The 22561-nt window shown below is 63.3% G+C and carries 20 protein-coding genes; 17 read left to right on the top strand and 3 right to left on the bottom strand.

Annotation, left to right across the window (positions count from 1 at the left end; genetic code table 11):
- The 4 genes from EOA78_RS28350 to EOA78_RS28335 form a co-directional block, all read left to right on the top strand.
- Positions 1-451, top strand: a 451-nt coding sequence (locus EOA78_RS28350) for a ComF family protein (RefSeq protein WP_164783971.1), incomplete at its 5' end; no start/stop codon positions are given.
- Positions 452-478: 27 nt separating this feature from the next.
- On the top strand, positions 479-748 hold the full coding sequence (gene grxC, locus EOA78_RS28345) for a glutaredoxin 3 (RefSeq protein WP_127318257.1): 270 nt from the start codon (positions 479-481) through the stop codon (positions 746-748).
- Between the two features lie 10 nt (positions 749-758).
- Positions 759-1640, top strand: a complete 882-nt coding sequence (locus EOA78_RS28340) for a carbon-nitrogen hydrolase family protein (RefSeq protein WP_127318255.1) — start codon at positions 759-761, stop codon at positions 1638-1640.
- Complete coding sequence (locus EOA78_RS28335; protein WP_127318253.1) at positions 1637-2062, top strand: DUF1178 family protein; 426 nt, start codon at positions 1637-1639, stop codon at positions 2060-2062. The genes EOA78_RS28340 and EOA78_RS28335 overlap by 4 nt, the downstream gene beginning before the upstream one ends.
- Before the next feature lie 4 nt (positions 2063-2066).
- On the opposite strand, the gene EOA78_RS28330 is transcribed toward EOA78_RS28335, so the two are convergent.
- Positions 2067-2552 carry a MarR family transcriptional regulator gene (locus tag EOA78_RS28330; protein ID WP_127318251.1) on the bottom strand — a complete coding sequence of 162 codons (486 nt, stop codon included), beginning with the start codon at positions 2550-2552 and terminating at the stop codon, positions 2067-2069.
- 101 nt (positions 2553-2653) lie between these two features.
- Between EOA78_RS28330 and EOA78_RS28325 the strand changes: the two genes are divergently transcribed.
- From EOA78_RS28325 to EOA78_RS28310, 4 genes are all read left to right on the top strand, one after another.
- Entirely contained in the window at positions 2654-3568 is a 915-nt protein-coding gene (locus tag EOA78_RS28325; RefSeq protein ID WP_127318249.1) for a DMT family transporter, read from the top strand.
- A gap of 27 nt (positions 3569-3595) precedes the next feature.
- The gene (locus tag EOA78_RS28320; protein WP_127318247.1) at positions 3596-3952 is read left to right on the top strand and encodes a metalloregulator ArsR/SmtB family transcription factor; all 357 of its coding nucleotides are present in this window, start codon (positions 3596-3598) and stop codon (positions 3950-3952) included.
- On the top strand, positions 3949-4437 hold the full coding sequence (locus EOA78_RS28315) for an SRPBCC family protein (RefSeq protein ID WP_127318245.1): 489 nt from the start codon (positions 3949-3951) through the stop codon (positions 4435-4437). The genes EOA78_RS28320 and EOA78_RS28315 overlap by 4 nt, the downstream gene beginning before the upstream one ends.
- A 67-nt stretch (positions 4438-4504) precedes the next feature.
- Positions 4505-4918: an MAPEG family protein gene (locus EOA78_RS28310; protein WP_127318243.1), complete on the top strand. Its 414-nt coding sequence runs from the start codon at positions 4505-4507 to the stop codon at positions 4916-4918.
- Between the two features lie 235 nt (positions 4919-5153).
- Here the strand turns inward: EOA78_RS28310 and ubiG are convergent, their stop codons facing one another.
- Entirely contained in the window at positions 5154-5903 is a 750-nt protein-coding gene (gene ubiG / locus EOA78_RS28305; protein WP_127318241.1) for a bifunctional 2-polyprenyl-6-hydroxyphenol methylase/3-demethylubiquinol 3-O-methyltransferase UbiG, read from the bottom strand.
- A 340-nt stretch (positions 5904-6243) separates the two neighbouring features.
- On the opposite strand from ubiG, the gene EOA78_RS28300 reads away from it, so the two are divergent.
- From EOA78_RS28300 to EOA78_RS28260, 9 genes are all read left to right on the top strand, one after another.
- The gene (locus tag EOA78_RS28300) at positions 6244-7497 is read left to right on the top strand and encodes an aspartate kinase (RefSeq protein ID WP_127318239.1); all 1254 of its coding nucleotides are present in this window, start codon (positions 6244-6246) and stop codon (positions 7495-7497) included.
- 180 nt (positions 7498-7677) lie between these two features.
- Entirely contained in the window at positions 7678-9948 is a 2271-nt protein-coding gene (gene ptsP / locus EOA78_RS28295) for a phosphoenolpyruvate--protein phosphotransferase (protein WP_127318237.1), read from the top strand.
- Positions 9949-9957: 9 nt separating this feature from the next.
- Positions 9958-11037 carry a peptide chain release factor 1 gene (gene prfA / locus EOA78_RS28290; protein ID WP_127318235.1) on the top strand — a complete coding sequence of 360 codons (1080 nt, stop codon included), beginning with the start codon at positions 9958-9960 and terminating at the stop codon, positions 11035-11037.
- Positions 11030-11908, top strand: a complete 879-nt coding sequence (gene prmC / locus EOA78_RS28285) for a peptide chain release factor N(5)-glutamine methyltransferase (protein WP_127318233.1) — start codon at positions 11030-11032, stop codon at positions 11906-11908. Before prfA ends, prmC begins: the two co-directional genes overlap by 8 nt.
- 303 nt (positions 11909-12211) lie before the next feature.
- The gene (locus tag EOA78_RS28280) at positions 12212-13201 is read left to right on the top strand and encodes a DUF4167 domain-containing protein (RefSeq protein WP_127318231.1); all 990 of its coding nucleotides are present in this window, start codon (positions 12212-12214) and stop codon (positions 13199-13201) included.
- Between the two features lie 225 nt (positions 13202-13426).
- Positions 13427-16033: an ATP-dependent chaperone ClpB gene (gene clpB / locus EOA78_RS28275; protein ID WP_127318229.1), complete on the top strand. Its 2607-nt coding sequence runs from the start codon at positions 13427-13429 to the stop codon at positions 16031-16033.
- A 43-nt stretch (positions 16034-16076) separates the two neighbouring features.
- Entirely contained in the window at positions 16077-16442 is a 366-nt protein-coding gene (locus tag EOA78_RS28270) for an MmcQ/YjbR family DNA-binding protein (protein WP_127318227.1), read from the top strand.
- 250 nt (positions 16443-16692) lie between these two features.
- Positions 16693-18159, top strand: a complete 1467-nt coding sequence (locus EOA78_RS28265) for a L,D-transpeptidase family protein (protein ID WP_127318225.1) — start codon at positions 16693-16695, stop codon at positions 18157-18159.
- Between the two features lie 200 nt (positions 18160-18359).
- Entirely contained in the window at positions 18360-19925 is a 1566-nt protein-coding gene (locus EOA78_RS28260) for an MFS transporter (protein WP_127318223.1), read from the top strand.
- 26 nt (positions 19926-19951) lie between these two features.
- Here EOA78_RS28260 and EOA78_RS28255 read toward each other — a convergent pair whose 3' ends face one another.
- Positions 19952-21913 (bottom strand): M23 family metallopeptidase, encoded by a 1962-nt coding sequence (locus tag EOA78_RS28255; RefSeq protein WP_164783969.1) that lies wholly within the window; start codon positions 21911-21913, stop codon positions 19952-19954.
- Between the last annotated feature and the right edge of the window lie 648 nt (positions 21914-22561).

Below are 22561 nucleotides of genomic sequence, written 5' to 3'. Positions count from 1 at the left end.
GGCGCCGTGGATGGCGCGCTGGATGCTGCGCGCCGGTGCCGAACTAATCGCGGAAGCCGATGTGGTCGTGCCGGTGCCGCTGCACTGGCGGCGTTTTTTCAGGCGCCAGTTCAACCAGTCGGCGGAACTGGCAAGGGCGGTATCGCAACTTGGTGGCCTGCCTTTTGCGCCCTCGGCGGTCAGGCGCGTCAAACTCACCCGCCAGCAGGTCGGGCTGGAGCGGCGAGAACGCGAGGAGAATGTGCGAGCCGCATTCAGAGTGCCCGAGGAGGCCGAGATCGAGATCGCCGGCCGCCGGGTGCTCTTGATCGACGATGTCTATACCACCGGCGCCACTGTCCGCGCGGTCGCCAAGGCGCTGAGGAAGGGCGGTGCCGGGACTGTCGACGTGCTGACCTTTGCGCGCGTGCTGCCGGGGGACTTTCGGGCCGACGAGTCCGCGACTATATAGATCTGAGAAAGGCAGGATTGCTGACCGATGGTCGACGTGACGATTTATACACGGATGATGTGCGGCTATTGCACGGCGGCCAAGCGGCTGCTCGAGCGCAAGGGCGTTGCCTACACCGAGCACGACGCCTCCTTCTCGCCGGAACTGCGCCGGGAAATGATTTCCCGCGCCCATGGCCGCTCGACTTTTCCGCAGATATTCATTGGCGATACGCATGTTGGCGGCTGCGACGATCTCCATGAACTGGAGGCGGAGGGCCGGCTGGACCGTCTGCTCGCCAACGGCTCGGCGAATTAAGGATGTGACGATGGGTGCTTTCAAGGCGGCGGCGATCCAGATGCGTTCGGGCACCAGCCCCGAGCGCAATGCGGTCGATCTGGAGCGGCTGGTGCGCGAGGCCGCGGGCCAGGGTGCGACCTATATCCAGTCACCGGAAATGACCGGTGCGCTGATCCGCGACAGCCAAGCGCGGGCCGCCTCCTTCACTTGCGAGGACAAGGACATCATCGTCTCGACCTCGCGCAAGCTGGCGAAAGAACTTGGCGTCTTCCTGCATATCGGCTCGACCGCCATCCTGCGCGCCGACGGCAAGCTCGCCAACCGCGCGCTTCTGTTCGGACCGGATGGCGCCACGATCGCCACCTACGACAAGATCCACATGTTCGACGTCGATCTCGACAATGGCGAAAGCTGGCGCGAATCATCCGCCTACGAGCCGGGCACCGAGGCCGTCGTCACGGAGATCAGCGGCGCCGGGATAGATGGTGCGAGGCTGGGTTTCGCCGTCTGCTACGATCTGCGCTTTCCGCAGCTCTTCCGCGCCGAGGCGCTGGCCGGCGCCGACCTGCTTTCGGTGCCCGCCGCCTTCACCCGCCAGACCGGCGAGGCGCACTGGCATGTGCTGCTGCGGGCGCGCGCCATCGAGAACGGCGCCTATGTCGTTGCCGCGGCGCAAGGCGGACTGCACGAGGACGGCCGCGAGACCTATGGCCATTCGCTGATCGTCGACCCTTGGGGCCGCATCGTCGCCGAAGCGGCACATGACGAACCGGCGGTGATCATCGCCGAGGTCGACCCGGCGCATTCGGTCGCCGCGCGCAAGAAGATCCCAAACCTGAAGAATGCGCGGGATTTTGCCGTAAACGGCGGACAGGCTGAGGCACTGCCGCTCAGGGGTGCAGCATCTTGATCCGGTTTTCCCTGATTTGCGAGCACGAGCACGAATTCGAGGGCTGGTTTCGCAGCAACGACGATTTCGACACCCAGAAGAAGCGTGGCTTCGTCGATTGCCCGACCTGCGGCTCGCACAGGATAGAGAAGGCGTTGATGGCGCCGGCCGTCTCCACCGGTCGCAAGCAGGAGAAGATCGCGCTCGCCATGGGCGAGGCCCAGAAGCAGGCGCTGGCGCAATTGAAGGCGATGGCCGAGAAGGTGCGCGAGAACGCCGACTATGTCGGCGACAAGTTTGCCGAGGAAGCGCGCAAGATCCATTTCGGCGAGAGCGATCCGCGCGGCATCTATGGCGAGGCGACGCTGGAGGAGGCGAAGAGCCTGGCCGAGGACGGCGTCGAATTCATGCCGATTCCAAGCTTCCCGGACGAGCGGAACTGACAGGCTAGCTGACGCTCCCTATCAATTTCTCCAGCAGGCGAGCAAGCGTCTCTTGTTCGGTGCGCGTCAGACCGGAAAGTATCTCGTGCTCGTTGGCGACGTGGGCGGCGACCGCCTCATCGACCAATGTGAGACCTTTTCCGGTCAGCTGCACGACAATCCCGCGCCGATCGTTGGGGTGCGGACCGCGCAGGATCAAACCGGCCTTCTCCAGCCGATCGAGCCGGTTGGTCATGGCGCCCGACGTCACCATCGTCGCTTCATAGAGAGCCGTTGGCGTCAGCGCGTAAGGTGATCCGGAACGGCGCAGCGTCGCCAGCACATCGAATTCCCCGGATTGCAGTCCGAAACGGGCAAACAGCGGAGCGAGGCGTTCTCGTGCTATCAGCGACGAGGCCTCGTTCAACCGTCCCAGCACGGCCATCGGAGAAACATCCAGATCCGGCCGTTCCTTGTTCCACTGCTCGATGGCCTTCGCTGCGCGATCCATCTATCTCACCGTTAAATATCTTTACATTAAGAATCTTTGTGCTATCTTATCTCAAGATACAAGGCCGGCCAAGAGCCGCAGATAGGCGATAGGGCTACGAAATGAAATTTCTCTGGGATTCGGCGCTCGGCCTTCTGGTCGTCACCGGCGGCCTGCTCGGCCTGACGCTGCCGTTCGGCAAGATCGCGACAGTGGCCGGCGTTCCCGCCATGGTCTGGGCGCTCGTCATCTCGCTTGGCGCCGGCGGCGTGCTTCTGTGCGCCTTGCTGCTGCGCGGGCAGCGCATCCGGCTCACCCCGCATAGGCTGCGTTATTTCTTCGTCACCGCGGCGGTGTCCTACGCCTTCCCCAATCTCCTGATGTTCTCGGCCATTCCGCATCTCGGCGCCGGCTACACCGGTATCATGTTCACACTGTCGCCGGTGGTCACACTGGTGTTTTCGATCCTGCTCGGCGTTCGGCGCCCCAATCTGCTTGGTGTCGTCGGCATTGCCGTTGGCTTTCTTGGTGCGGTGATGGTGGCGGTGACGCGCGGCGAGGCTGGCCAGCCGGCCGACGTCTTCTGGGTAGCGGTGGGGCTGCTCATCCCGGTCAGCCTTGCCGTTGGCAACATCTATCGCACGGTGGATTGGCCCGAAGGGACCGGGCCGATCGAGCTTGCCGTCGGCAGCCATCTGGCAGCGGCTGCGCTGCTTCTTTGCGGCATCCTCACGCTGCAGGGCGGCGGTTCGCTCGCCCTGCTCGGCGGCGTGCCGCTGGTGGTCGTCGGGCAGGTGGCGTCGGCCGCGGCGATGTTCGCCTTCTTTTTCCGGCTGCAAGCGGTCGGCGGTCCCGTCTATCTCAGCCAGATCGGCTATGTCGCGGCTGCGGTCGGGCTGTTTGCCGGGACGATCTTTCTCGGCGAGCACTATCAATTGCTGACCTGGGCGGGTGCCGTCATCATCACCGCCGGCGTCTTCATCACCACGAAAGCGCAAAGCCAGATCACCACAAAGCCGCAAAGCCAGGCGGCGTGATGTTCTTGTTCGGATCGCAGCCGGTGAATGTTGACAACGCCATGGGGTCTGTATAGTTTCGCGTTAGTGGTGACTAACGCGAATAGCTGGACAGCGCTGGGCGATCCGACCCGGCGCACGATCTTCGAACTGTTGGTCGAACATCCTAGTTCGGTCGGCGAATTGGCTCGCGACCTGCCGGTGACCCGGTCAGCTGTCTCGCAGCACCTGAAAGTACTCAAGGATGCTGGGCTAGTGGCCGATACCCGGTCCGGCAAGCAACGAATCTACCGGGTCGATGAGGCTGGGCTGGCGAGCCTGCGCGCCGAAATTGACCAATTCTGGAGTAAGACCCTGGCCGCCTACAAGTTGGCCGTCGAGCAACCATCGAAGGAGCAAAAATGAGCACGCATCCGGCCCCCGCGCCCGTGAGACACTCCATCGTTGTCCACGCGCCCATTGCACATGCATTCAAGGTGTTCACCGAGGAGTTCGGCAGTTTCAAGCCCCGCGAGCACAACATGCTCGCCGTTCCGATTGCCGAAACGGTCTTCGAGCCTCGAGTTGGCGGTCACATCTATGACCGCGGCGTCGACGGCAGCGAGTGCCGATGGGCCCGCTTGCTGGCCTACGAGCCGCCCAACAGGGTGCTCCTGAGCTGGGACATCAGCCCGCAATGGCAGGTCGAGGCTGACCACGACAAGACCAGTGAGTGGGAAGTCCGGTTCACGGCCGAGACGGAGAACCGGACCCGGGTCGAGATCGAGCACCGTAACCTGGAGCGGCATGGCGAAGGCTGGGAAGGCGTGCGTGATGGCGTTGCCGGCGATCAAGGCTGGCCGTTGTACCTGCAACGATTCCACGATCTGTTCTCCCGCCAGGGAGCCTGACGGTCGCATCGCGCGGGCACGGATCACCGTCTCGCCTTGACGTAATCCGAGGCAACGGAGGTCAAGCATGGAAGCCTACAACCTCAGCATTATTGGCATTCTCGCGCTCTGCCTTCTGTCAGTCCTTTTGGCGGTCTATTCGGGTTCGTCGAAGGGGCGCGCGGGAGCGCTCTCAGGTCCGATAGTCCCGGCAGATGACGACAACCTCCTCTACCGGATCGACCGGGTGCACATGAACTCGGTCGAGGCGCTGGCGCCCTTCGTCGTGCCTGCCATGCTGGCGATGTTGGTCGGTGTCGAGCCGACTAAGCTGGCGGCGCTGGTCTGGCTGCACCTCGCTATCCGGCTGGTTCACCTGGCGATCTACCTTCGCGGCGGCGACGCGGCCAAAGGCGGCAGCGTCAGGACGGTCCTTTACGTCTCGGGAGCCCTTGTCACCTTAGTTCTTGTCATCGTGACCGGCTGGGCCGCCATGCGTTGAGGCGCTTGATCCGGCGGACGCCTGCATGTCACGGATACCGGGATGTCTCACGGACAACCGGGATGTCGCATATTCGGTCTGGAGGAGGGGCGAGGCGACCCTCCCATGAAGTCCCACAGCAGACTACATACGGTTTGCCGACTAGCCATCGTTCAACGCGCGGCCCTCGTACATGAAGACCATTGGCCTTGGCCCGCCTGAGACGGATGCCAGCATCTGATCCGAACGCGCCGTTTCAGACCGGTGCCTTCTCCGCCAGCACCATGTAGTTGACGTCCATATCCTTCGACCGCTGCCAGCGGTCGGCGAGCGGATTGTAGGCGACGCCGGTGCGGTCGATGATGGTCATGCCAGCGCCGGCAAGCGCCTTTTCCAGCTCGTCGGGCCGCACCAGCTTGCCGAACTGGTGGGTGCCGCGCGGCAACCAGCGCAGCACATATTCGGCGCCGATAATGGCCAGGCCCAGCGCCTTCAGCGTGCGGTTGATGGTGGCGACGAACATGATGCCGCCGGGCTTGAGCATCTCGCCGCATTTGGCCACGAACAGGTCGATGTCGGCAACATGCTCGACCACTTCCATGTTGAGGATGACGTCGAATTTCTCGCCGGCGCCGGCCAGATCCTCCGCCGTCGTGGCACGATAATCCACCGTAACGCCGACCTCCGCCGCATGCAGCTTGGCCACTTCGATGTTGGTGGCGGATGCGTCGGCGCCGACCACTTCGGCGCCAAGCCGCGCCATCGGCTCGCACAACAGCCCGCCGCCGCAGCCGATGTCGAGGAAGCGCAGGCCCTCGAACGGCCGCGCCGCACGCGGGTCGCGGCCGAAGCGCGCCGCGACCTGGTCGCGTATATAGGCAAGCCGGATCGGATTGAACTTGTGCAGCGGGCGGAATTTGCCGTTCGGATTCCACCATTCGGCGGCAAGGGCGGAAAAGCGCTCCACTTCTCCGGCATCGATCGTCGATCGTCGGGGTTCTGGCATCGTGTGGTCTCCCGCAGACAAAAGTTCAGAGCGCGATCGGGCGCAAAACCGTACCACTTTTGCTGATCGCGCTCTGGTGCGTTAGGAAGTCGGTCGAGAGCCAGCGAATGTCAAGTCAGCAAATTTCCACTGTTGCCCGATGCGCCTATGCGACGGGTATGCGGGTACGCGCGTTGCGCTCGTGTGTCGCCTTCGTCGCCCAGGGCAAGCGGCGGCACGCCTTGCGAAACCCGTAGCATTTGGTTAAGGAGGCCGCGAATTCGGCGACCGGCCCAGGCGGGCGCTCCCTTTCCGTTATTCGGCCGCCGGTCCGGCACCCAGTCAAAGGCATTTCGCTTCCATGGCGCGCATCGTGATGAAATTCGGCGGAACCTCCGTCGCCGACATCGCCCGCATCCGCAATGTGGCGCGCCATGTCAAACGCGAGGTCGATGCCGGCCATGAGGTTGCGGTGGTCGTTTCGGCGATGGCCGGCAAGACCAACGAGCTCGTGCAGTGGACGCGCGAAGCCTCGCCCATGCACGATGCGCGCGAATATGACGTCGTCGTCGCCTCCGGCGAGCAGGTGACCGCCGGCCTGCTGGCGATCGCGCTGCAGAACATGGGCGTCCATGCCCGCTCCTGGCAAGGCTGGCAGATCCCGATCAAGACCGACAATGCGCATGGCGCTGCGCGCATTCTCGACATCGACGGCGCGTTCCTGATCAAGCGCTTCGGCGAAAGCCAGGTGGCGGTGGTCGCCGGCTTCCAGGGCATCGGGCCGGACAATCGCATTGCCACGCTCGGCCGCGGCGGTTCCGACACCAGTGCCGTCGCCATCGCGGCGGCGGTCAAGGCCGACCGCTGCGACATCTACACCGATGTCGATGGGGTCTACACCACAGACCCGCGCATCGAGCCGAAAGCGCGGCGGCTGGCCAAGATTTCCTTCGAGGAAATGCTTGAAATGGCCTCTCTCGGCGCCAAGGTCCTGCAGGTACGCTCGGTCGAGCTTGCCATGGTGCACAGGGTGCGTACTTTCGTGCGGTCGTCCTTCGATGATCCCGACGCGCCCGGAATGGGGGATTTGCTCAATCCGCCCGGAACGCTTATTTGCGACGAGGAAGAGATCGTGGAACAGCAGGTCGTCACAGGAATTGCCTATGCGAAGGACGAAGCGCAGATTTCATTGCGCCGTGTCGGCGACCGTCCGGGCGTCGCCGCCGGCATTTTCGGGCCGCTGGCCGAGGCCAACATCAATGTCGACATGATCGTCCAGAACATTTCCGAGGACGGCAAGTTCACCGACATGACCTTCACCGTGCCGTCCGGCGATGTCGACAAGGCGCTTGCCGTGCTCGAGCGGCTGAAGACCACGATCGGCTACGACGTCGTGCAGTCGGAAGCCGGCATGTCGAAGGTCTCGGTCATCGGCATCGGCATGAGGAGCCATGCGGGCGTCGCCGCCACCGCTTTCAAGGCGCTGGCCGACAAGGCGATCAACATCCGTGCGATCACCACCTCCGAGATCAAGATTTCGATCCTGATCGACGGTCCCTACACCGAACTTGCGGTTCGCACTTTGCATTCGGTCTACGGTCTGGATAAGCAGTAGCAGACTGCATCGGCCCGAGAATCGGAGTCGATTTCGGAAAGCACGATGCAGCAGATCGAAAGTCTTAGAGCGTCCTTTGGCGTCCAATTGGACGCATGGCGCTCTAATTGAGTTGTTGCGTGAGCGCCGGCCGCGGGAGAAACTGCGGCGGGCAAAATGTCCATTGGAGAACAAGCCGCGATGCGTGATACGGCCAGTGGCCCGCGCGTTTTGCTGAAACGGCTCCGCGAGCTCATGCAGGAGCCGCTGGAGCCGCAGGAGCGGCTCGACCGCATCGTGCGCGATATCGCCGCCAACATGGTCGCCGAAGTGTGCTCGCTTTATGTGCTGCGCGCCGATTCGGTGCTCGAACTCTATGCCACCGAGGGTCTGAACCCGACCGCCGTCCATTTGGCGCAGCTCAGGCTGGGGGAAGGCCTCGTCGGCACGATCGCGGCCTCAGCACGGCCGCTCAATCTCTCCAATGCGCAGGAACATCCAGCCTTCGCCTACCTGCCGGAGACGGGGGAAGAGATCTACAATTCCTTCCTCGGCGTGCCGGTGCTTAGGGCAGGGCGCACGCTCGGTGTGCTGGTCGTCCAAAACAAAACCATGCGCCACTATCGCGACGACGAGGTCGAGGCGCTGGAAACGACGGCGATGGTGATCGCCGAGATGATCGCCACCGGCGACCTTGCCCGGCTGACCCGGCCCGGGCTCGAACTCGACCTGCGCCGCCCGGTGAGCTTTACCGGCCTGTCCTTCAACGAAGGCGTCGGGCTTGGTCATGTCGTGCTGCACGAGCCGCGCATCGTCGTCACCAATCTGTTCAACGAGGATAGCGATGAGGAGATCAGGCGGCTCGATGCATCCCTCGGTTCGCTCAGGCTCTCCATCGACGACATGCTGGAACGCCGCGAAGTCGCCTTCGAGGGTGAACACCGCCAGGTGCTCGAAGCCTATCGCATGTTCGCCAATGACAGCGGCTGGGTGCGCCGGCTGGAAGAGGCGATCCGCAACGGCCTGACGGCGGAAGCAGCGGTGGAAAAAGTGCAGAGCGACATGCGTGCCCGCATGCTGCACATGACCGATCCGTATCTGCGCGAGCGAATGAGCGATTTCGACGATCTCGCCAATCGGTTGCTACGCCAGTTGATGGGGCGCGGTCCGGACGATGTCGCGGCCTCGCTGCCGAAGGACGCCATCATCGTCGCCCGCTCGATGGGGGCTGCCGAACTGCTCGATTATCCCAGAGACAAGCTGCGCGGGCTGGTGCTCGAGGACGGCGCGGCGACCAGCCACGTCGTTATCGTGGCGCGGGCCATGGGCATACCGGTCGCGGGCCAGATGAGGGGCGCCGTTTCCATGGCGGAAAACGGCGACGCCATCATTGTCGACGGCGAAGAAGGCGCGATCCATCTGCGCCCTCAGCCCGACCTCGAAGCCGCCTATGCCGAAAAGGTCCGCTTCCGGGCGCGGCGGCAGGAGGTCTATCGCGAACTGCGCAAGAAGCCGTCGGTGACCAAGGACGGCGTCCAAGTCGACCTTTTGATGAATGCGGGCCTGGCCGTCGATCTGCCGCAGCTTGCCGAGGCGGGCGCCGCCGGCATCGGCCTATTCCGTACCGAGCTGCAATTCATGGTCGCCTCGACCTTTCCGCGTGCGGAAGCCCAGGAACGGCTCTACCGCGACGTGCTCGACGCGGCGCGCGGCAAGCCGGTGACCTTCCGCACCATCGATATCGGCGGCGACAAGGTGCTACCCTACTTCAAGGACACGATCCAGGAAGAGAACCCGGCGCTCGGCTGGCGCGCCATCCGCCTGACGCTCGACCGGCCGGGCCTGTTGCGCACCCAGATCCGCGCGCTTCTAAAGGCCTGCGGTGGGCGTGAACTGAAGCTGATGCTGCCTATGGTGACGGAGCTCGGCGAGATCGCACAGGCGCGCGAAATCATCGATCGCGAGGTGCGGCATCTGTCGCGTTTTGCCCATCATCTGCCGACCAGCCTGAAGCTCGGGGCCATGCTGGAAGTGCCGTCGCTGCTGTTCCAGCTCGACGAGCTGATGAAGGCCGTCGATTTCGTCTCGGTCGGCTCGAACGATCTGTTCCAGTTCGTTATGGCGGTCGATCGCGGCAACACGCAGCTCTCCGACCGTTTCGATGCGCTGTCGACGCCGTTCCTGCGCGTTCTGAAGCAGATTGCCGACGCCGGGGTGCGCAATCAAACCTCGGTGACCTTGTGCGGCGAACTGGCCGGCAAGCCGATCTCGGCGATGGCGCTGATCGGCCTTGGCTACCGGTCGATCTCGATGTCGCCGGCTTCGATCGGTCCGGTCAAGGCGATGCTGACGGAACTGCCGCTGGCCGAGCTGGAGACGTTCTTCGACGACAATCTCATGGCGCCGGCCCACGGGTTGCCGATGCGGGCGCTGCTGCAAGCCTTTGCCGACGACCGCTCCATTCCGTTGTAGACCTTCGCCATGATCAACCTGCCCCGCGACCGTATGGATCAAGTCGTCAAGCGTTTCGATATGCTCGAAGCGCAGATGTCGGCCGGGCCGGCGGCGGACGCCTATGTCAAGATGGCGTCGGAATATGCCGATATGCAGGAGATGGTGGCAAAGATCAGGGAGCTGCGTACCGCCGAGCATGAACAGGCCGACTTGCAGGCCATGCTCGCCGACAAAAGCACCGATGCCGAAATGCGGGCATTGGCCGAGGCCGATCTGCCCGAGGTCAGGGAACGCATCGAGGCGCTGCAGAGGGACATCCAGATCCTGCTTCTGCCCAAGGATGCCGCAGACGACAAGAACGCCATCCTCGAAATCCGCGCCGGCACCGGCGGCGACGAGGCGGCTCTCTTTGCTGGCGACCTGTTCCGCATGTACGAACGCTATGCTGCGGCACGCGGCTGGCGTTTCGAGACGGTGTCGGCCAGCGAGGGCGAGGTCGGCGGCTACAAGGAAATCATCGCCACCATTTCGGGCAAGGGGGTCTTCGCCCATCTGAAATTCGAGTCCGGTGTGCACCGTGTGCAGCGCGTGCCGGCGACCGAGGCCGGCGGGCGTATCCATACGTCGGCCGCGACGGTTGCGGTGCTGCCCGAAGCGGAAGAGGTCGACATCGACATCAGGGCCGAAGACATCCGCATCGACACGATGCGCGCCTCGGGTTCGGGTGGCCAGCACGTCAACACCACCGATTCGGCGGTGCGCATCACCCATCTGCCAACCGGCATCATGGTGGTGCAGGCGGAGAAGTCGCAGCACCAGAACCGGGCGAAAGCCATGCAGATCCTGCGCGCCAGGCTTTACGACCTTGAGCGCAGCAAGGCTGACGAGGAACGCTCCGAATCACGCAAATCGCAGGTCGGTTCGGGCGATCGCTCGGAGCGCATCCGGACCTATAATTTCCCGCAGGGCCGCGTCACCGATCATCGCATCAATTTGACGCTCTATAAGCTCGACCGGGTGATGATGGGCGAACTCGACGAGATCGTCGACGCGCTGATCGCCGATCACCAGTCGAAGCTGCTCGCCGATATCGGCCTCGATGGCTGACAGTCTGCCCGGTACGCTAGGGCCACTGCTGAAAGCGGCGCGGGCACGCCTTGCGGCGGCCGCAGTCGCCGATCCGGCGCTGGATGCAAGGCTGATCGTCGAGCATCTTTCCGGCACGACCCGCACACAAACCATCGCCGATCCCGAATGCAGGGTCGATGCCGGCGCGATTGCCGCGATCGATTCAGCCCTGAGGCGGCGGATCGCCGGCGAGCCGGTGCATCGCATCCTGGGTTATCGCGAATTCTACGGCTTGCGCCTGTCGCTGTCACCGGAAACGCTTGAGCCGCGACCGGACACCGAAACGCTGGTCGAAGCGGTGCTGCCCTTCGTGGAGGCGACAGCGGAACGGCAAGGCCAATGCCGCATCCTCGATCTCGGCACCGGCACCGGCGCCATTGCGCTGGCGCTACTCAGCGCCGTTCCGGCGGCGGTCGCTACCGGTGTCGATATTTCGCAAGGCGCGCTGGCAACCGCCATGCGCAATGCCAGGAAATTGGGGTTAGCCGACCGGTTCCAGGTGCTCAAATCCGACTGGTTCGAAAAAGTTTTTGGCCGATACCATGTAATTGCCGCTAACCCTCCCTATATACCGTCCATAGACATTGAAAATCTGCAGGACGAAGTCCGCGATTTCGATCCACGCCAAGCCCTCGACGGCGGCGTGGACGGTCTGAGTTCCTACAGGATCATCGCCGCCGAGGCGGCAGGTTTTTTGGAAGCCGAGGGCAGGATTGCGGTCGAGATCGGCCACACCCAACGCAAAGAGGTCACGGGCATATTCTCCGCAGCCGGCTATGTGCCGCCGGGGGTATTCCGAGACTTTGGCGGAAACGAGAGGGTTCTGATCTTTGAACTGACAAAGCCGTGATGCAGTGCGAAAAAAGCGCTTGGCAATGCCGGGGAATGCGGCTAGGGTCGCCTTAACCGGATGAGACGAAGCAGGCAGTGCTCTTAGCGATTCGGTTTCCTTGGAAATAGCTGCCTTCTTGCGCAAACGACGCCCCAGCTTCGTGCGGGAATCGTCCGACAAGTGATGTAACCGGAACAGGATGACACGTGGCGCCAACGCAATCGATGCGGGCGAACGCCGGTGAAGAGACGAAACGGCTGGCTGCATGAGCGCCTCCGTTCGTGAAAAAGTTTTCGAAAATTTCAAAATGAAGAGAGTCGAATGAGGCCACAACAGCAGAACAGGCGCATGCGCGGTCGCAACAACAATGGCGGCGGCAATAACAACAACAATAACCGCAAGGGCCCTAATCCCCTGACGCGCAACTACGAGAGCAACGGTCCGGATGTGAAGATCCGCGGATCGGCTCAGCAGATCGCCGAAAAATATGCAACCCTTGCCCGTGACGCGCAAAGCTCCGGCGACCGGGTGATGGCGGAAAACTATCTCCAGCATGCCGAGCACTACAATCGCATCATCGCTGCCGCGCAGGCGCAGTTGCCGATCCAGAGCGCTCAGCAGAACCGCGACGATTTCGACGATGACGGCGACGAAGATCGCGACGAGTTCGACAATGCCGGCAACAGCAATGTCGGTGAGACTGCGGCTCCGGTGGTCAACCACGGTGGCGGCCCGCAGCCGGTCATCGACGGCACGCCAGCCGAGTTGGCCTTCAACCAGGAAAACGGCCGCGACAATCGCGATACCGGTGGGCGCGATACCGGTGGGCGCGACAATAGTGGGCGCGACAATGGCGGCCGCCATCGCGACCGTCGCCCCAATGGCGGCTACGGCCAGAACGGCCAGCGCGGCGAATTCGGTGCGCGCGGCGAGCAGGGCGGACAACGCGACGATCAGAACCGGCGCGACGATCAGAACCGGCGCGGCGATCAGAGCCGGCGCAACGAGACGCCGGTACAGAACGAGACGCCCATACAGGCGGAAACTGTGTCTCCGGTCGAGCCGGTTTCTGTGGCCGAACCCGCGCCGCAGTTCGAAAGCTTTTCGCCGGCGGCTCTGGCTGCCCAGGCCGAGATGAACGAAGCAGCCGCCGAAAGCGGCGCTGCCCGCCGCCCCAGGCGTCCGCGCCGTCCGCGCGTCAATGCTGATCAGGTGGATGGCGGTAACGACAATGCTGGCGCCGATAACGTGAATGCAGCGCCGGCGGAAGACGCCGGTGGCGAGCCTGCCATCATCGACGTCAACAACTGATAGAGCAAGGCCTTCAGACATTCTTGGACGGCGGAGAGAAATCTCCGCCGTTTTTGTTTTGCGTACCCCGGGCAATATTATGCACTAACCATTATTGGGACGTCTTGAGGGTCCGCGGCTTGCGCCCCATATCTCGCCTGAACAGGACCCGGCTCGAACGGGCGGGTCCGTCACCGCAATCTGATCCGGTGCCGCAAAGCGGGCCGGTGACGGAAGGAGACAGATATGAACCTTGAAAAATATTCCGAGCGCGTGCGCGGCTTCATCCAGTCCGCGCAGACCTTGGCGCTCTCGCGCAACCACCAGCAATTCACTCCCGAACATATATTGAAAGTGCTCGTCGACGACGACGAGGGCTTGGCCGCGTCGTTGATCGAGCGCGCCGGCGGCAGCGTCCGCGACGTCAAGCTTGGCGTCGAGACGGCACTCGAGGCAATGCCCAAGGTGGAAGGCGGCAACGGCCAGCTCTATCTGGCACAGCCGCTGGCCAAGGTGTTCTCGACCGCGGAGGAACTGGCCAAGAAGGCCGGCGACAGTTTCGTTACGGTCGAGAGGCTGCTGACGGCGCTGGCGGTCGAGAAATCCGCCAAGACTGCCGACATCCTCACCAAGGCCGGCGTGACGCCACAGGCGCTGAACCAGGTGATCAACGACGTCCGCAAGGGTCGCACCGCCGATTCGGCGAGCGCCGAGCAGGGCTATGATGCGCTGAAGAAGTACGCGCGCGACCTGACCGCCGACGCCCGCGCCGGCAAGCTCGACCCGGTCATCGGCCGCGACGACGAGATCCGCCGCACCATCCAGGTGCTGTCGCGCCGCACCAAGAACAATCCAGTGCTCATCGGTGAACCCGGCGTCGGCAAGACGGCGATCGCCGAAGGGTTGGCGTTGCGCATCGTCAACGGCGACGTGCCGGAATCGCTCAAGGACAAGCAGTTGATGGCGCTCGACATGGGATCGCTGATCGCCGGTGCCAAATATCGCGGCGAATTCGAAGAGCGGCTGAAGGCGGTCCTTTCGGAAGTTACCGCTGCCGCTGGCGGCATTATCCTGTTCATCGATGAGATGCACACGCTGGTCGGCGCCGGCAAGGCGGATGGCGCCATGGATGCGTCGAACCTGTTGAAGCCGGCGCTGGCACGCGGCGAACTCCACTGTGTGGGCGCGACGACGCTCGACGAATACCGGAAGCATGTCGAAAAGGACGCCGCTCTTGCCCGCCGCTTCCAGCCGGTCTTCGTCAATGAACCGACCGTCGAAGACACCGTCTCCATCCTGCGCGGCCTGAAGGAAAAATACGAGCAGCACCACAAGGTGCGCATCTCGGATTCGGCGCTGGTCGCTGCAGCGTCGCTGTCCAACCGCTATATCGCCGACCGGTTCCTGCCGGACAAGGCCATCGACCTTGTCGACGAGGCCGCGTCGCGGCTCCGGATGCAGGTCGATTCGAAGCCCGAAGCGCTAGACGAGATCGACCGCCGCATCATGCAGCTCAAGATCGAGCGTGAGGCGCTGAAGGTCGAGAAGGACGACGCGTCAAAGGACCGGCTCGCCCGCCTCGAAAAGGATCTTTCCGCGCTGGAAGAAGAATCGACCGAACTGACCTCGAAGTGGCAGGCCGAGAAGCAGAAGCTCGGACTCGCCGCCGACCTGAAGAAACAGCTCGACGAGGCGCGAAACGAACTCGCCATTGCCCAGCGCAGGGGTGAATTCCAGCGCGCCGGCGAGCTTGCCTATGGCAAGATTCCGGAACTCGAAAAAAAGCTGACGCAGGCCGAGGCGCAAGACGGCAAGGTCGGCATGGTCGAAGAGGTGGTCACCCCCGATCACGTCGCCCATATCGTGTCGCGCTGGACCGGCATTCCAGTCGACAAGATGCTGCAAGGCGAGCGTGATAAGCTGCTGCGCATGGAAGACGAGATCGGCAAGCGCGTCGTCGGCCAGGGCGAGGCGGTGCAGGCCGTGTCGAAAGCCGTTCGCCGTGCCCGCGCCGGCCTGCAGGATCCGAACCGGCCGATCGGCTCGTTCATGTTCCTCGGACCGACGGGCGTCGGCAAGACCGAGCTGACCAAGGCGCTCGCCAGCTTCCTGTTCGACGACGAGAGCGCCATGGTGCGCATCGACATGTCGGAATTCATGGAGAAACACTCGGTCGCCCGGCTGATCGGCGCCCCTCCCGGCTATGTCGGCTACGAGGAAGGCGGGGCACTGACCGAAGCGGTGCGGCGCCGGCCCTACCAGGTCGTGCTGTTCGACGAGATCGAGAAGGCGCATCCGGACGTGTTCAACGTGCTGCTGCAGGTGCTCGACGACGGCCGCCTGACCGACGGGCAGGGCCGCACGGTCGATTTCCGCAACACGCTGATCATCATGACGTCGAACCTCGGCGCCGAATATCTGGTCAATCTCAACGAGAACCAGGACGTCGATGCCGTACGTGACGAGGTGATGAGCGTGGTGCGGGTATCGTTCCGGCCGGAGTTCCTTAACCGCGTCGATGAAGTGATCCTGTTCCACCGGCTGCGCCGGCAGGATATGGGCCGCATCGTCGAGATCCAACTCAAGCGACTGGAAAACCTGCTCGTCGATCGCAAGATCACGCTTTCGCTGGACCAGGAGGCGATCGACTGGCTCGCGGCCAAGGGCTACGATCCGGCCTATGGCGCGCGGCCGCTGAAGCGGGTGATGCAAAAGGAACTGCAGGACCCGCTGGCGGAGAAGATACTGCTCGGCGACATCCTCGACGGCTCGACCGTCAAGGTCACCGCAGGTTCCGACCGGTTGAACTTCCGCTCGAAGCCGACGGTCGTGGCGACCGAGGCGGCGGCCTGATTCGAGGCCGCCTCATAATTAAACACTAAACGGCGGGGCGCAGATGACGCTGGATGACTACAACAGCTTCTGCGCCTCGCTGCCGTCGACGAGCCATGTCGTCCAGTGGGGCGGCGCCCATGTCTGGAAGGTCGGAGCCAAGGTCTTTGCGATAGGCGGTTGGAGTGAGGGCAAGGAGCCGTTCGTCACCTTCAAATGCTCCGACATCGCTTATGACATCTTGAAGGAACAGCCGGGCCTTCGGCCCGCGCCCTATCTTGCGTCACGCGGCATGAAATGGATCCAGCGCCAGACAAACCAAAGCATGGACGATGACGCGCTGAAGGACTATCTGCGCGAAAGCCATCGCCTTGTCGTGCTCAAGCTGCCGAAGCAGGCGCGCAAGGAATTGGGACTCGCCGCCAGCTAGCTATGTTGCTCTCATCGCCAGAAATCCGCCATCTTCATGCCCGGTTCATGTTGGAACGTTATGGTCGGCAACTGATTTGCTGGCGAAGGGGTTCGCCTGCCGCATAGCCCCGAACATCGAATTCGATTTTCGGACAGCTTGGTGCGAAGATTTTAACTATTAGAGCGTCCTTGCGCGTCCGAAGGACGCGCGGCGCTCTAAAAAGACAACGCCGGGCGGCGGCAATTACGGACCGGAGAATTTGGCCAACATGTTCCGCACGATCTTCACCCTTTCGGCGCTCGCCGCCGGGCTGCTTTCTTCGAGCGCGATGGCCGCGCCGACGGAGAACATCGCGCCGCGATCTGCCCGTGCGGCCAATGCGGGTGGTGTGCTGGTCGCCCAGAACGGCGATTTCGACGTCTATTACGACGCCAGGGGGAACCGCGTCATCGTCGATGCGGAAACCGGCCAGGTCCTCGCCATCCAGCCGCCGCAGACCAGGTTCGACCGCCGCGCGCTCCGCCGCGAGCGCCTGCGCAATCTCGGACCGGTCGAGGACGACCCTTATTATCTCGACTATCCGGAAGACACGGCGCGCTTGCGCCGCAGGCAATTGGAAGAGGAAGGCCTGATCGTCGTGCCGCCGGTCGACGAATACGATCCCTACAGCGACAATTGGGTGGAAACTTTTCCCGAAGCACCGCTGGATGACGGCAGCTATGGCAACGATTATCCGGAAGCGCCACAGCCGATAAAGCCGCGCACCGTCAAGCGCCAGCCGCTCGACGAGGCTTCGATCGAACCGGTCGAGCCGACGGCCCCAGGCGACCAGGCGGCATTGCCCCCAAAGATCGGCGGCAAGACTGCCATTGATCCATCGCTTTCACTCGGTGCACGCCAAGATGTCGCCGCGTTGCAAGTGCTGCTAGACCGCGCCGGCGCCTCGCCCGGCGTCGTCGACGGACGCTTCGGCTCGAATGTCGACAAGGCGCTCGCGGCCTACAACGAGATCACCGGCAGCAATCTGCGGTCGACCGATGTGGTTGGCATCCAGGCAGCCCTTGAGCAGTCCGGCGGCGATGCCTTCGCCTCCTACAGCATCACGCCCGAGGATGCGGCCGGCCCCTATGTCGCCTCGGTGCCGGAAGACTACGGCCAGAAGGCGCAGCTCGACCGGCTGAGTTACACCTCCGTCACCGAAGCACTGGCCGAGCGGTTCCATATGGACGAGAACTATCTGAAGGCGCTCAATCCGGAAGCCAATTTCAACCGTCCAGGCACGATCATCAAGGTCGCCAATTTCGGCAGGCTGGTGGCGGAGCCGGTGGCGCGCATCATCGCCGACAAGGGCAAGAAGCAGGTCCGCGCCTATAACGCGTCGGGCAAGCTAATCGCGGCCTATCCAGCCACCATCGGCTCGGCGGACACGCCTTCGCCCACCGGCACGCATGCGGTGTCGCGGGTCGCGTTAGATCCGAACTACACCTACAATCCGAACATCAATTTCAAGCAGGGCGAAAACAACAAGATCCTGACCATCCCGCCGGGTCCGAACGGCCCCGTCGGCTCGGTCTGGATTGCGCTGGACAAGCCGACCTACGGCATTCACGGCACGCCTGACCCCTCCAAGATCGGCAAAACCGAAAGCCATGGCTGCGTGCGGCTGACCAATTGGGACGCGCGCGAACTGGCAAAAATCGTCTCGCCGGGCGTAACGGTGGAATTCATCGACTGAGCGCCTTATCGCAAATCACTGCACACCCCTGGGTCGGCTCGGGGGGCAGCTTTTTGGCGACGTGCATCAATCAGCCGATGATCTTCGCAAGTGAAGGAGCCGCGGTCCAACGGCATCGAAGTGCCGATCCTGTTCTGGTTTCAACGACAGCAGTCCTCTGGCCGGTTGTTGCCAGCGCATAGGAGGGCTAAGCAGGCTTCATGCGTTCTCCAAGCGAAGTCGGCGCCGACGCCGTCCCCCTGGTCAGGCCGCTGCCGGCCGATACGTTTTGCCCGCAATCGCGGCGCAGCTTCGTGCTGGTCGCGGCGATCCTGGCTTCCGCGCTCGGCTTCATCGACGGTTCGATCCTGGCCATCGCCACACCGGCGATCCGCGTCGATCTTGGCGCCAGTTTCGCCGAGGCGCAGTGGATATCAAACTCCTATGCGCTGACGCTTTCGGCACTCATCCTTGTAGGCGGCGCCGCCGGCGACCGTTTTGGCCTGCGGCACGCTTTTGTGGCAGGCATCGCGCTGTTCATTGCCGCCTCGCTTGCCTGCGCGGTGGCGCCGAACCCGCCGGTGCTCATTGCGTTTCGCGCCATTCAGGGCATCGGTGCTGCCATCATGGTGCCGGGCAGCCTCGCCATTATCGCCAAGGCCTATCCGAAGAAGGAGCGCGGCAGGGCGATCGGCATCTGGGCGGCGGCCTCGGCGCTGACGACGGCGCTTGGCCCGGTGCTGGGCGGCGTTGTCTTGTCGGCCTTCGGCGACGGCATCTGGCGGGCGATCTTCGCGATCAATCTGCCGCTTGGTCTTGTCTCGATCTACCTCCTGCTCGCCAAGGTCCCGGCCGACGCACCGACGGAAAAGCGCAGCCTCGATCTCGGCGGCGCTGCCCTCGCCACCTTGGCCTTCGGAGCGCTTGCCTACGGCTTGACCTCGATGAGCGCAGAGGGCGAGGGGCAAATGTCCGGCCCGAGCCTCGCCGCCGGCGCGCTGCTGCTCATCATATTCATTGTCTTCGAGCGCCGGCAGCGCGAACCGATGATCGATCTTTCGCTGTTTCGGGTCGGCGCCTTCGCCGGCGCCAATGTGGCGACCTTCTTCCTCTATTTCGCACTATCGGCCAACCTGTTCTATCTGCCGATGCTGCTCATCGCCGGATGGGGGCTGAGCGCGGCTGAGGTCGGCTTCATCTTCCTGCCGCTGTCGGTCTTGATCGCGCTGTTATCGGGACCGGTCGGCCAGTGGTCCGACCGGATCGGCCCGCGTTTTCCGATCGCCAGCGGTAGTCTTGTCGTCGCTGTCGCCTTTGCCGGGCTTGCCTTGCTGGCCTATGCCGGCATCCACAGTTTCTGGTGGGGAGTGTTTCCGCTGATGGCGCTGATGGGGCTCGGCATGGCGCTGGTCGTGTCGCCGCTGTCGACGGCGGTGATGACGGCAGTCGAGGACAAGGATACGGGTGCCGCTTCGGGAATCAACAATGCCGTCTCGCGCATTGGCGGCCTGATCGCAGTGGCGGCGATGGGGTCACTGGCGGCCTGGGTCTATGCGGCAGTGCTGAATAGCGGTGCCGCATCCGGCATTCCGGGTTTCGGCGAACCGGCGCCGGCGGGCCTGGCACCGGATCTCGATGCAGCAAGGCTTACCGCCAGCGATGCAGCTTTCGCAGCCGTCGCCTTGGCGACCGCGCTGCTTTGCCTGCTCTCGGCGATCGTGGCGTGGACCACCGTCTCCGGCGAACGACTGCCATGGTCTCGTGTATCTGAGACTCCGCAGAGCTGAGGAGCCCAGAAGGCTTCAAGGTCAGCTCAGCCTTCGATCTTGGCGCTCGCGACCTTCAGCGAATCACTGTCTTCCTGCTTGAGCAGATCATCGATGCGCCCGCGCTCGCGCTTGAAGGCGACGAGGTCGTCGCCCTTCAGCACCTTGCCGACCGGCAGGCGAACGCGCATCGGATCGACCTTGGTGCCGTTGACGATCAGCTCGTAGTGGAGATGCGGACCGGTGGCGAGGCCGGTCTGGCCGAGAAAGCCGATGGTCTGGCCTTGGCGGACGCGCACGCCCGGCGCGATGCCTTTGGCAAACGCGCTCTGGTGATTGTAGGAGGTCTCGTAGCCATTGGCGTGGCGGATGATGATCTGTTTGCCATAGCCGCCGGCCCAGCCGGCCTTCTCGACGACACCGTTGCCGGCGGCGATGATCGGCATGCCGATGGCGGCTGACCAATCGACGCCGGTATGCATGCGGACATAGCCGAGGATCGGATGCCTGCGGGCACCGAAGCCGGAGCGGAATTTTCCTGCAGGCAGGGGATTGCGCAGCAGGAATTGCTGGGCGCTGCGGCCGTCCTCGTCGAAATAGTCGGTACTGCCGTCCTGCATCTGAAACCGATAGAAATTGCGCGTCGTGCCGCCGAACGTCGCCGAGACATAGAGCAGCTCGGATTCGTCAGATGCCTGGTCCTCGCCATCCGGCTGCGAAAACAGCACCTCGATACGGTCCGACGGATTGAGCCGCGATTGGAAATCGACACCGGACGCCAGAAGCTTGATCAGCCGCTTGGTCATCGCCTTGGACATGCCGTAGGAGTAGGCGGCGCGATAGATGCCGTCATAGACGTTCGGCAGATTGCCGCGCACCACCACCGGCGGCGAATCATCGAACGCGGTGAGCAATTCGGGATTGGGCTCCGGCTCCTGCGCCGGCACATATTGGCCGTGATCATCGAGCGCGATGGTGACGATATGCTGGGCCCTGTCGTAGATGCCGGTGCGAACGACCTTGGCGGCGTCGCCATGGACCTCGAGGCCGACGCGCAGCACGGTTCCTGCCTTGAGCGCTGTCGCATTCAGCAATTTAGCGATCGCCTCGGCCATGCCGGTGGCGTCCTCGCCGGTATAGCCGGAATCGGCGAATGCCTCGACGATGTTGCGGTCTCTGGTGAAGGGGATGATCTCCTCGGCGAAGGCTGGCGCCTGATCGTCGGGAGCAGCACGCGGCGACACCGAGACGTTTTCCGGGACGATCCTGACGTCGTAGGAGCCGGCCATGCTCTCGGCGAATGCATCGCCGAATCGCTGCGGGTCGACATAATGCAGCGACGCGACCTGCACGGCGCCGTCGCTCAGGCCCGTGCCGGCCTGGCGCACCACCTTTTCCACCTCGTCGGCGGACAAGTCACTCTTTTCGTCGAAGGCCGCCTTCTCGATCGGAAAATCGACCGTCTTCAGGCTCATCTCGCTTTCAACCTTGGCGCCATAGATCTGGCCGGCGGCGGCGGTCGCCGGCTGACCGGCATTGCCGTCGCGGTCGTCGCCAAACACCTGCATGGGATTGAAAGGCGGATAGGCGCGGCTGGTCGTGTGCCCGGCGGCAAGCGCCATCTTGATCTGCACGAAAGGCATGGTGTGGATGACATCGCGGTCGCCGACCTTGGTCACCATCGACACTTCCATGCGCCGGCGGTCCTTGGCCTTGGCGATCTGGCGCGGCGCCACCAGCCTGGTGGTCTTGGCGATCTCGCCGGAATCGTCGCCTCTTGCAAGGCTGATCAGTTCCGCGATCTCGGGCGGTGTTGCCAATTGCTGACGGCCGTCGAGGGCTGCGAACAGCGCCACGCCCATCAGTACGCTCGACGTCACGCCAGTCAGAAAAGTGCCCGACAGCCAGCGCGCCGAAACCTCGCGCCGGTCGGGCGGGCCACTGCGACCGTCCGCAATCAGCGGCGGCTCGTTGCCGAGTTCGGCTATGACATTTTCCGTATCTGGCATCCAGAAAGGCTGCTTCTTCCCCGGGCGGGACGGCTTGTCGCTTTTGTTGTGGCCATGACATTTGCCTGTCACGGCGGGCGAAGTCAACGAAGCGCCTGGCTTCGGCCGAGATCCCCAGTCATACTTCTCTCTTAGTGTCTCTTAGTGGCTCTCTTACAGTCGCTTATGAGGGCGCCGCGCCGGTGGTGCATGCGCCGGCTTCGTTGGGCCTTGGTGTCAAACCGCAATGCGGCGGCAATAGGGCTCCGTGGTGGCGGTCGGCCTTGTTATCCCCATGCCGCCACGGAAGTCGGCTAGCGAAAATCGGCGCCGCAATCTTTCGTCGCAAAAAATTCAAAAAAGACCGAAATCGTTGTTGACACTTTGGACGCCTGCCGACTATATACGCCTCACCAACGAGGGCGGCGCGCCGCTGGCGACGAAGAAGTTCGCTTCTAGATCTGCCCTCTGCGAAATTCAAGAGAGCCGCGTGAGCGACACTCGAACGGCCCCGAAGCCAAAAGCGTACGGGCCACGACCTCGCGTCTGCGATGTCTGTTCTTTGACAATTGAATATTGAAGAAAGAGAAACGTGGGCGGCAGAGTCCTGCTGAACCTTTCATTCCGCCAGGGATGGGAGGTTCGAACGAGACTTTGGCGGACACGTTT

It is taken from the genome of Mesorhizobium sp. M5C.F.Cr.IN.023.01.1.1 (assembly GCF_003997585.1).
GTDB classification, from domain to species: Bacteria; Pseudomonadota; Alphaproteobacteria; order Rhizobiales; family Rhizobiaceae; genus Mesorhizobium; species Mesorhizobium wenxiniae.
Note: the sequence above shows the minus strand (reverse complement) of the source record. Positions and strands in the feature narration are given on the sequence as shown.

Coding starts and splice junctions, on each gene's coding strand:
- grxC (WP_127318257.1), top strand. CDS start 479: ATGGTCGACGTGACGATTTATACACGGATGATGTGCGGCTATTGCACG.
- EOA78_RS28340 (WP_127318255.1), top strand. CDS start 759: ATGGGTGCTTTCAAGGCGGCGGCGATCCAGATGCGTTCGGGCACCAGC.
- EOA78_RS28330 (WP_127318251.1), bottom strand. CDS start 2,552: ATGGATCGCGCAGCGAAGGCCATCGAGCAGTGGAACAAGGAACGGCCG.
- EOA78_RS28325 (WP_127318249.1), top strand. CDS start 2,654: ATGAAATTTCTCTGGGATTCGGCGCTCGGCCTTCTGGTCGTCACCGGC.
- EOA78_RS28320 (WP_127318247.1), top strand. CDS start 3,596: ATGTTGACAACGCCATGGGGTCTGTATAGTTTCGCGTTAGTGGTGACT.
- EOA78_RS28315 (WP_127318245.1), top strand. CDS start 3,949: ATGAGCACGCATCCGGCCCCCGCGCCCGTGAGACACTCCATCGTTGTC.
- EOA78_RS28310 (WP_127318243.1), top strand. CDS start 4,505: ATGGAAGCCTACAACCTCAGCATTATTGGCATTCTCGCGCTCTGCCTT.
- ubiG (WP_127318241.1), bottom strand. CDS start 5,903: ATGCCAGAACCCCGACGATCGACGATCGATGCCGGAGAAGTGGAGCGC.
- EOA78_RS28300 (WP_127318239.1), top strand. CDS start 6,244: ATGGCGCGCATCGTGATGAAATTCGGCGGAACCTCCGTCGCCGACATC.
- ptsP (WP_127318237.1), top strand. CDS start 7,678: ATGCGTGATACGGCCAGTGGCCCGCGCGTTTTGCTGAAACGGCTCCGC.
- prfA (WP_127318235.1), top strand. CDS start 9,958: ATGATCAACCTGCCCCGCGACCGTATGGATCAAGTCGTCAAGCGTTTC.
- prmC (WP_127318233.1), top strand. CDS start 11,030: ATGGCTGACAGTCTGCCCGGTACGCTAGGGCCACTGCTGAAAGCGGCG.
- EOA78_RS28280 (WP_127318231.1), top strand. CDS start 12,212: ATGAGGCCACAACAGCAGAACAGGCGCATGCGCGGTCGCAACAACAAT.
- clpB (WP_127318229.1), top strand. CDS start 13,427: ATGAACCTTGAAAAATATTCCGAGCGCGTGCGCGGCTTCATCCAGTCC.
- EOA78_RS28270 (WP_127318227.1), top strand. CDS start 16,077: ATGACGCTGGATGACTACAACAGCTTCTGCGCCTCGCTGCCGTCGACG.
- EOA78_RS28265 (WP_127318225.1), top strand. CDS start 16,693: ATGTTCCGCACGATCTTCACCCTTTCGGCGCTCGCCGCCGGGCTGCTT.
- EOA78_RS28260 (WP_127318223.1), top strand. CDS start 18,360: ATGCGTTCTCCAAGCGAAGTCGGCGCCGACGCCGTCCCCCTGGTCAGG.
- EOA78_RS28255 (WP_164783969.1), bottom strand. CDS start 21,913: ATGCCAGATACGGAAAATGTCATAGCCGAACTCGGCAACGAGCCGCCG.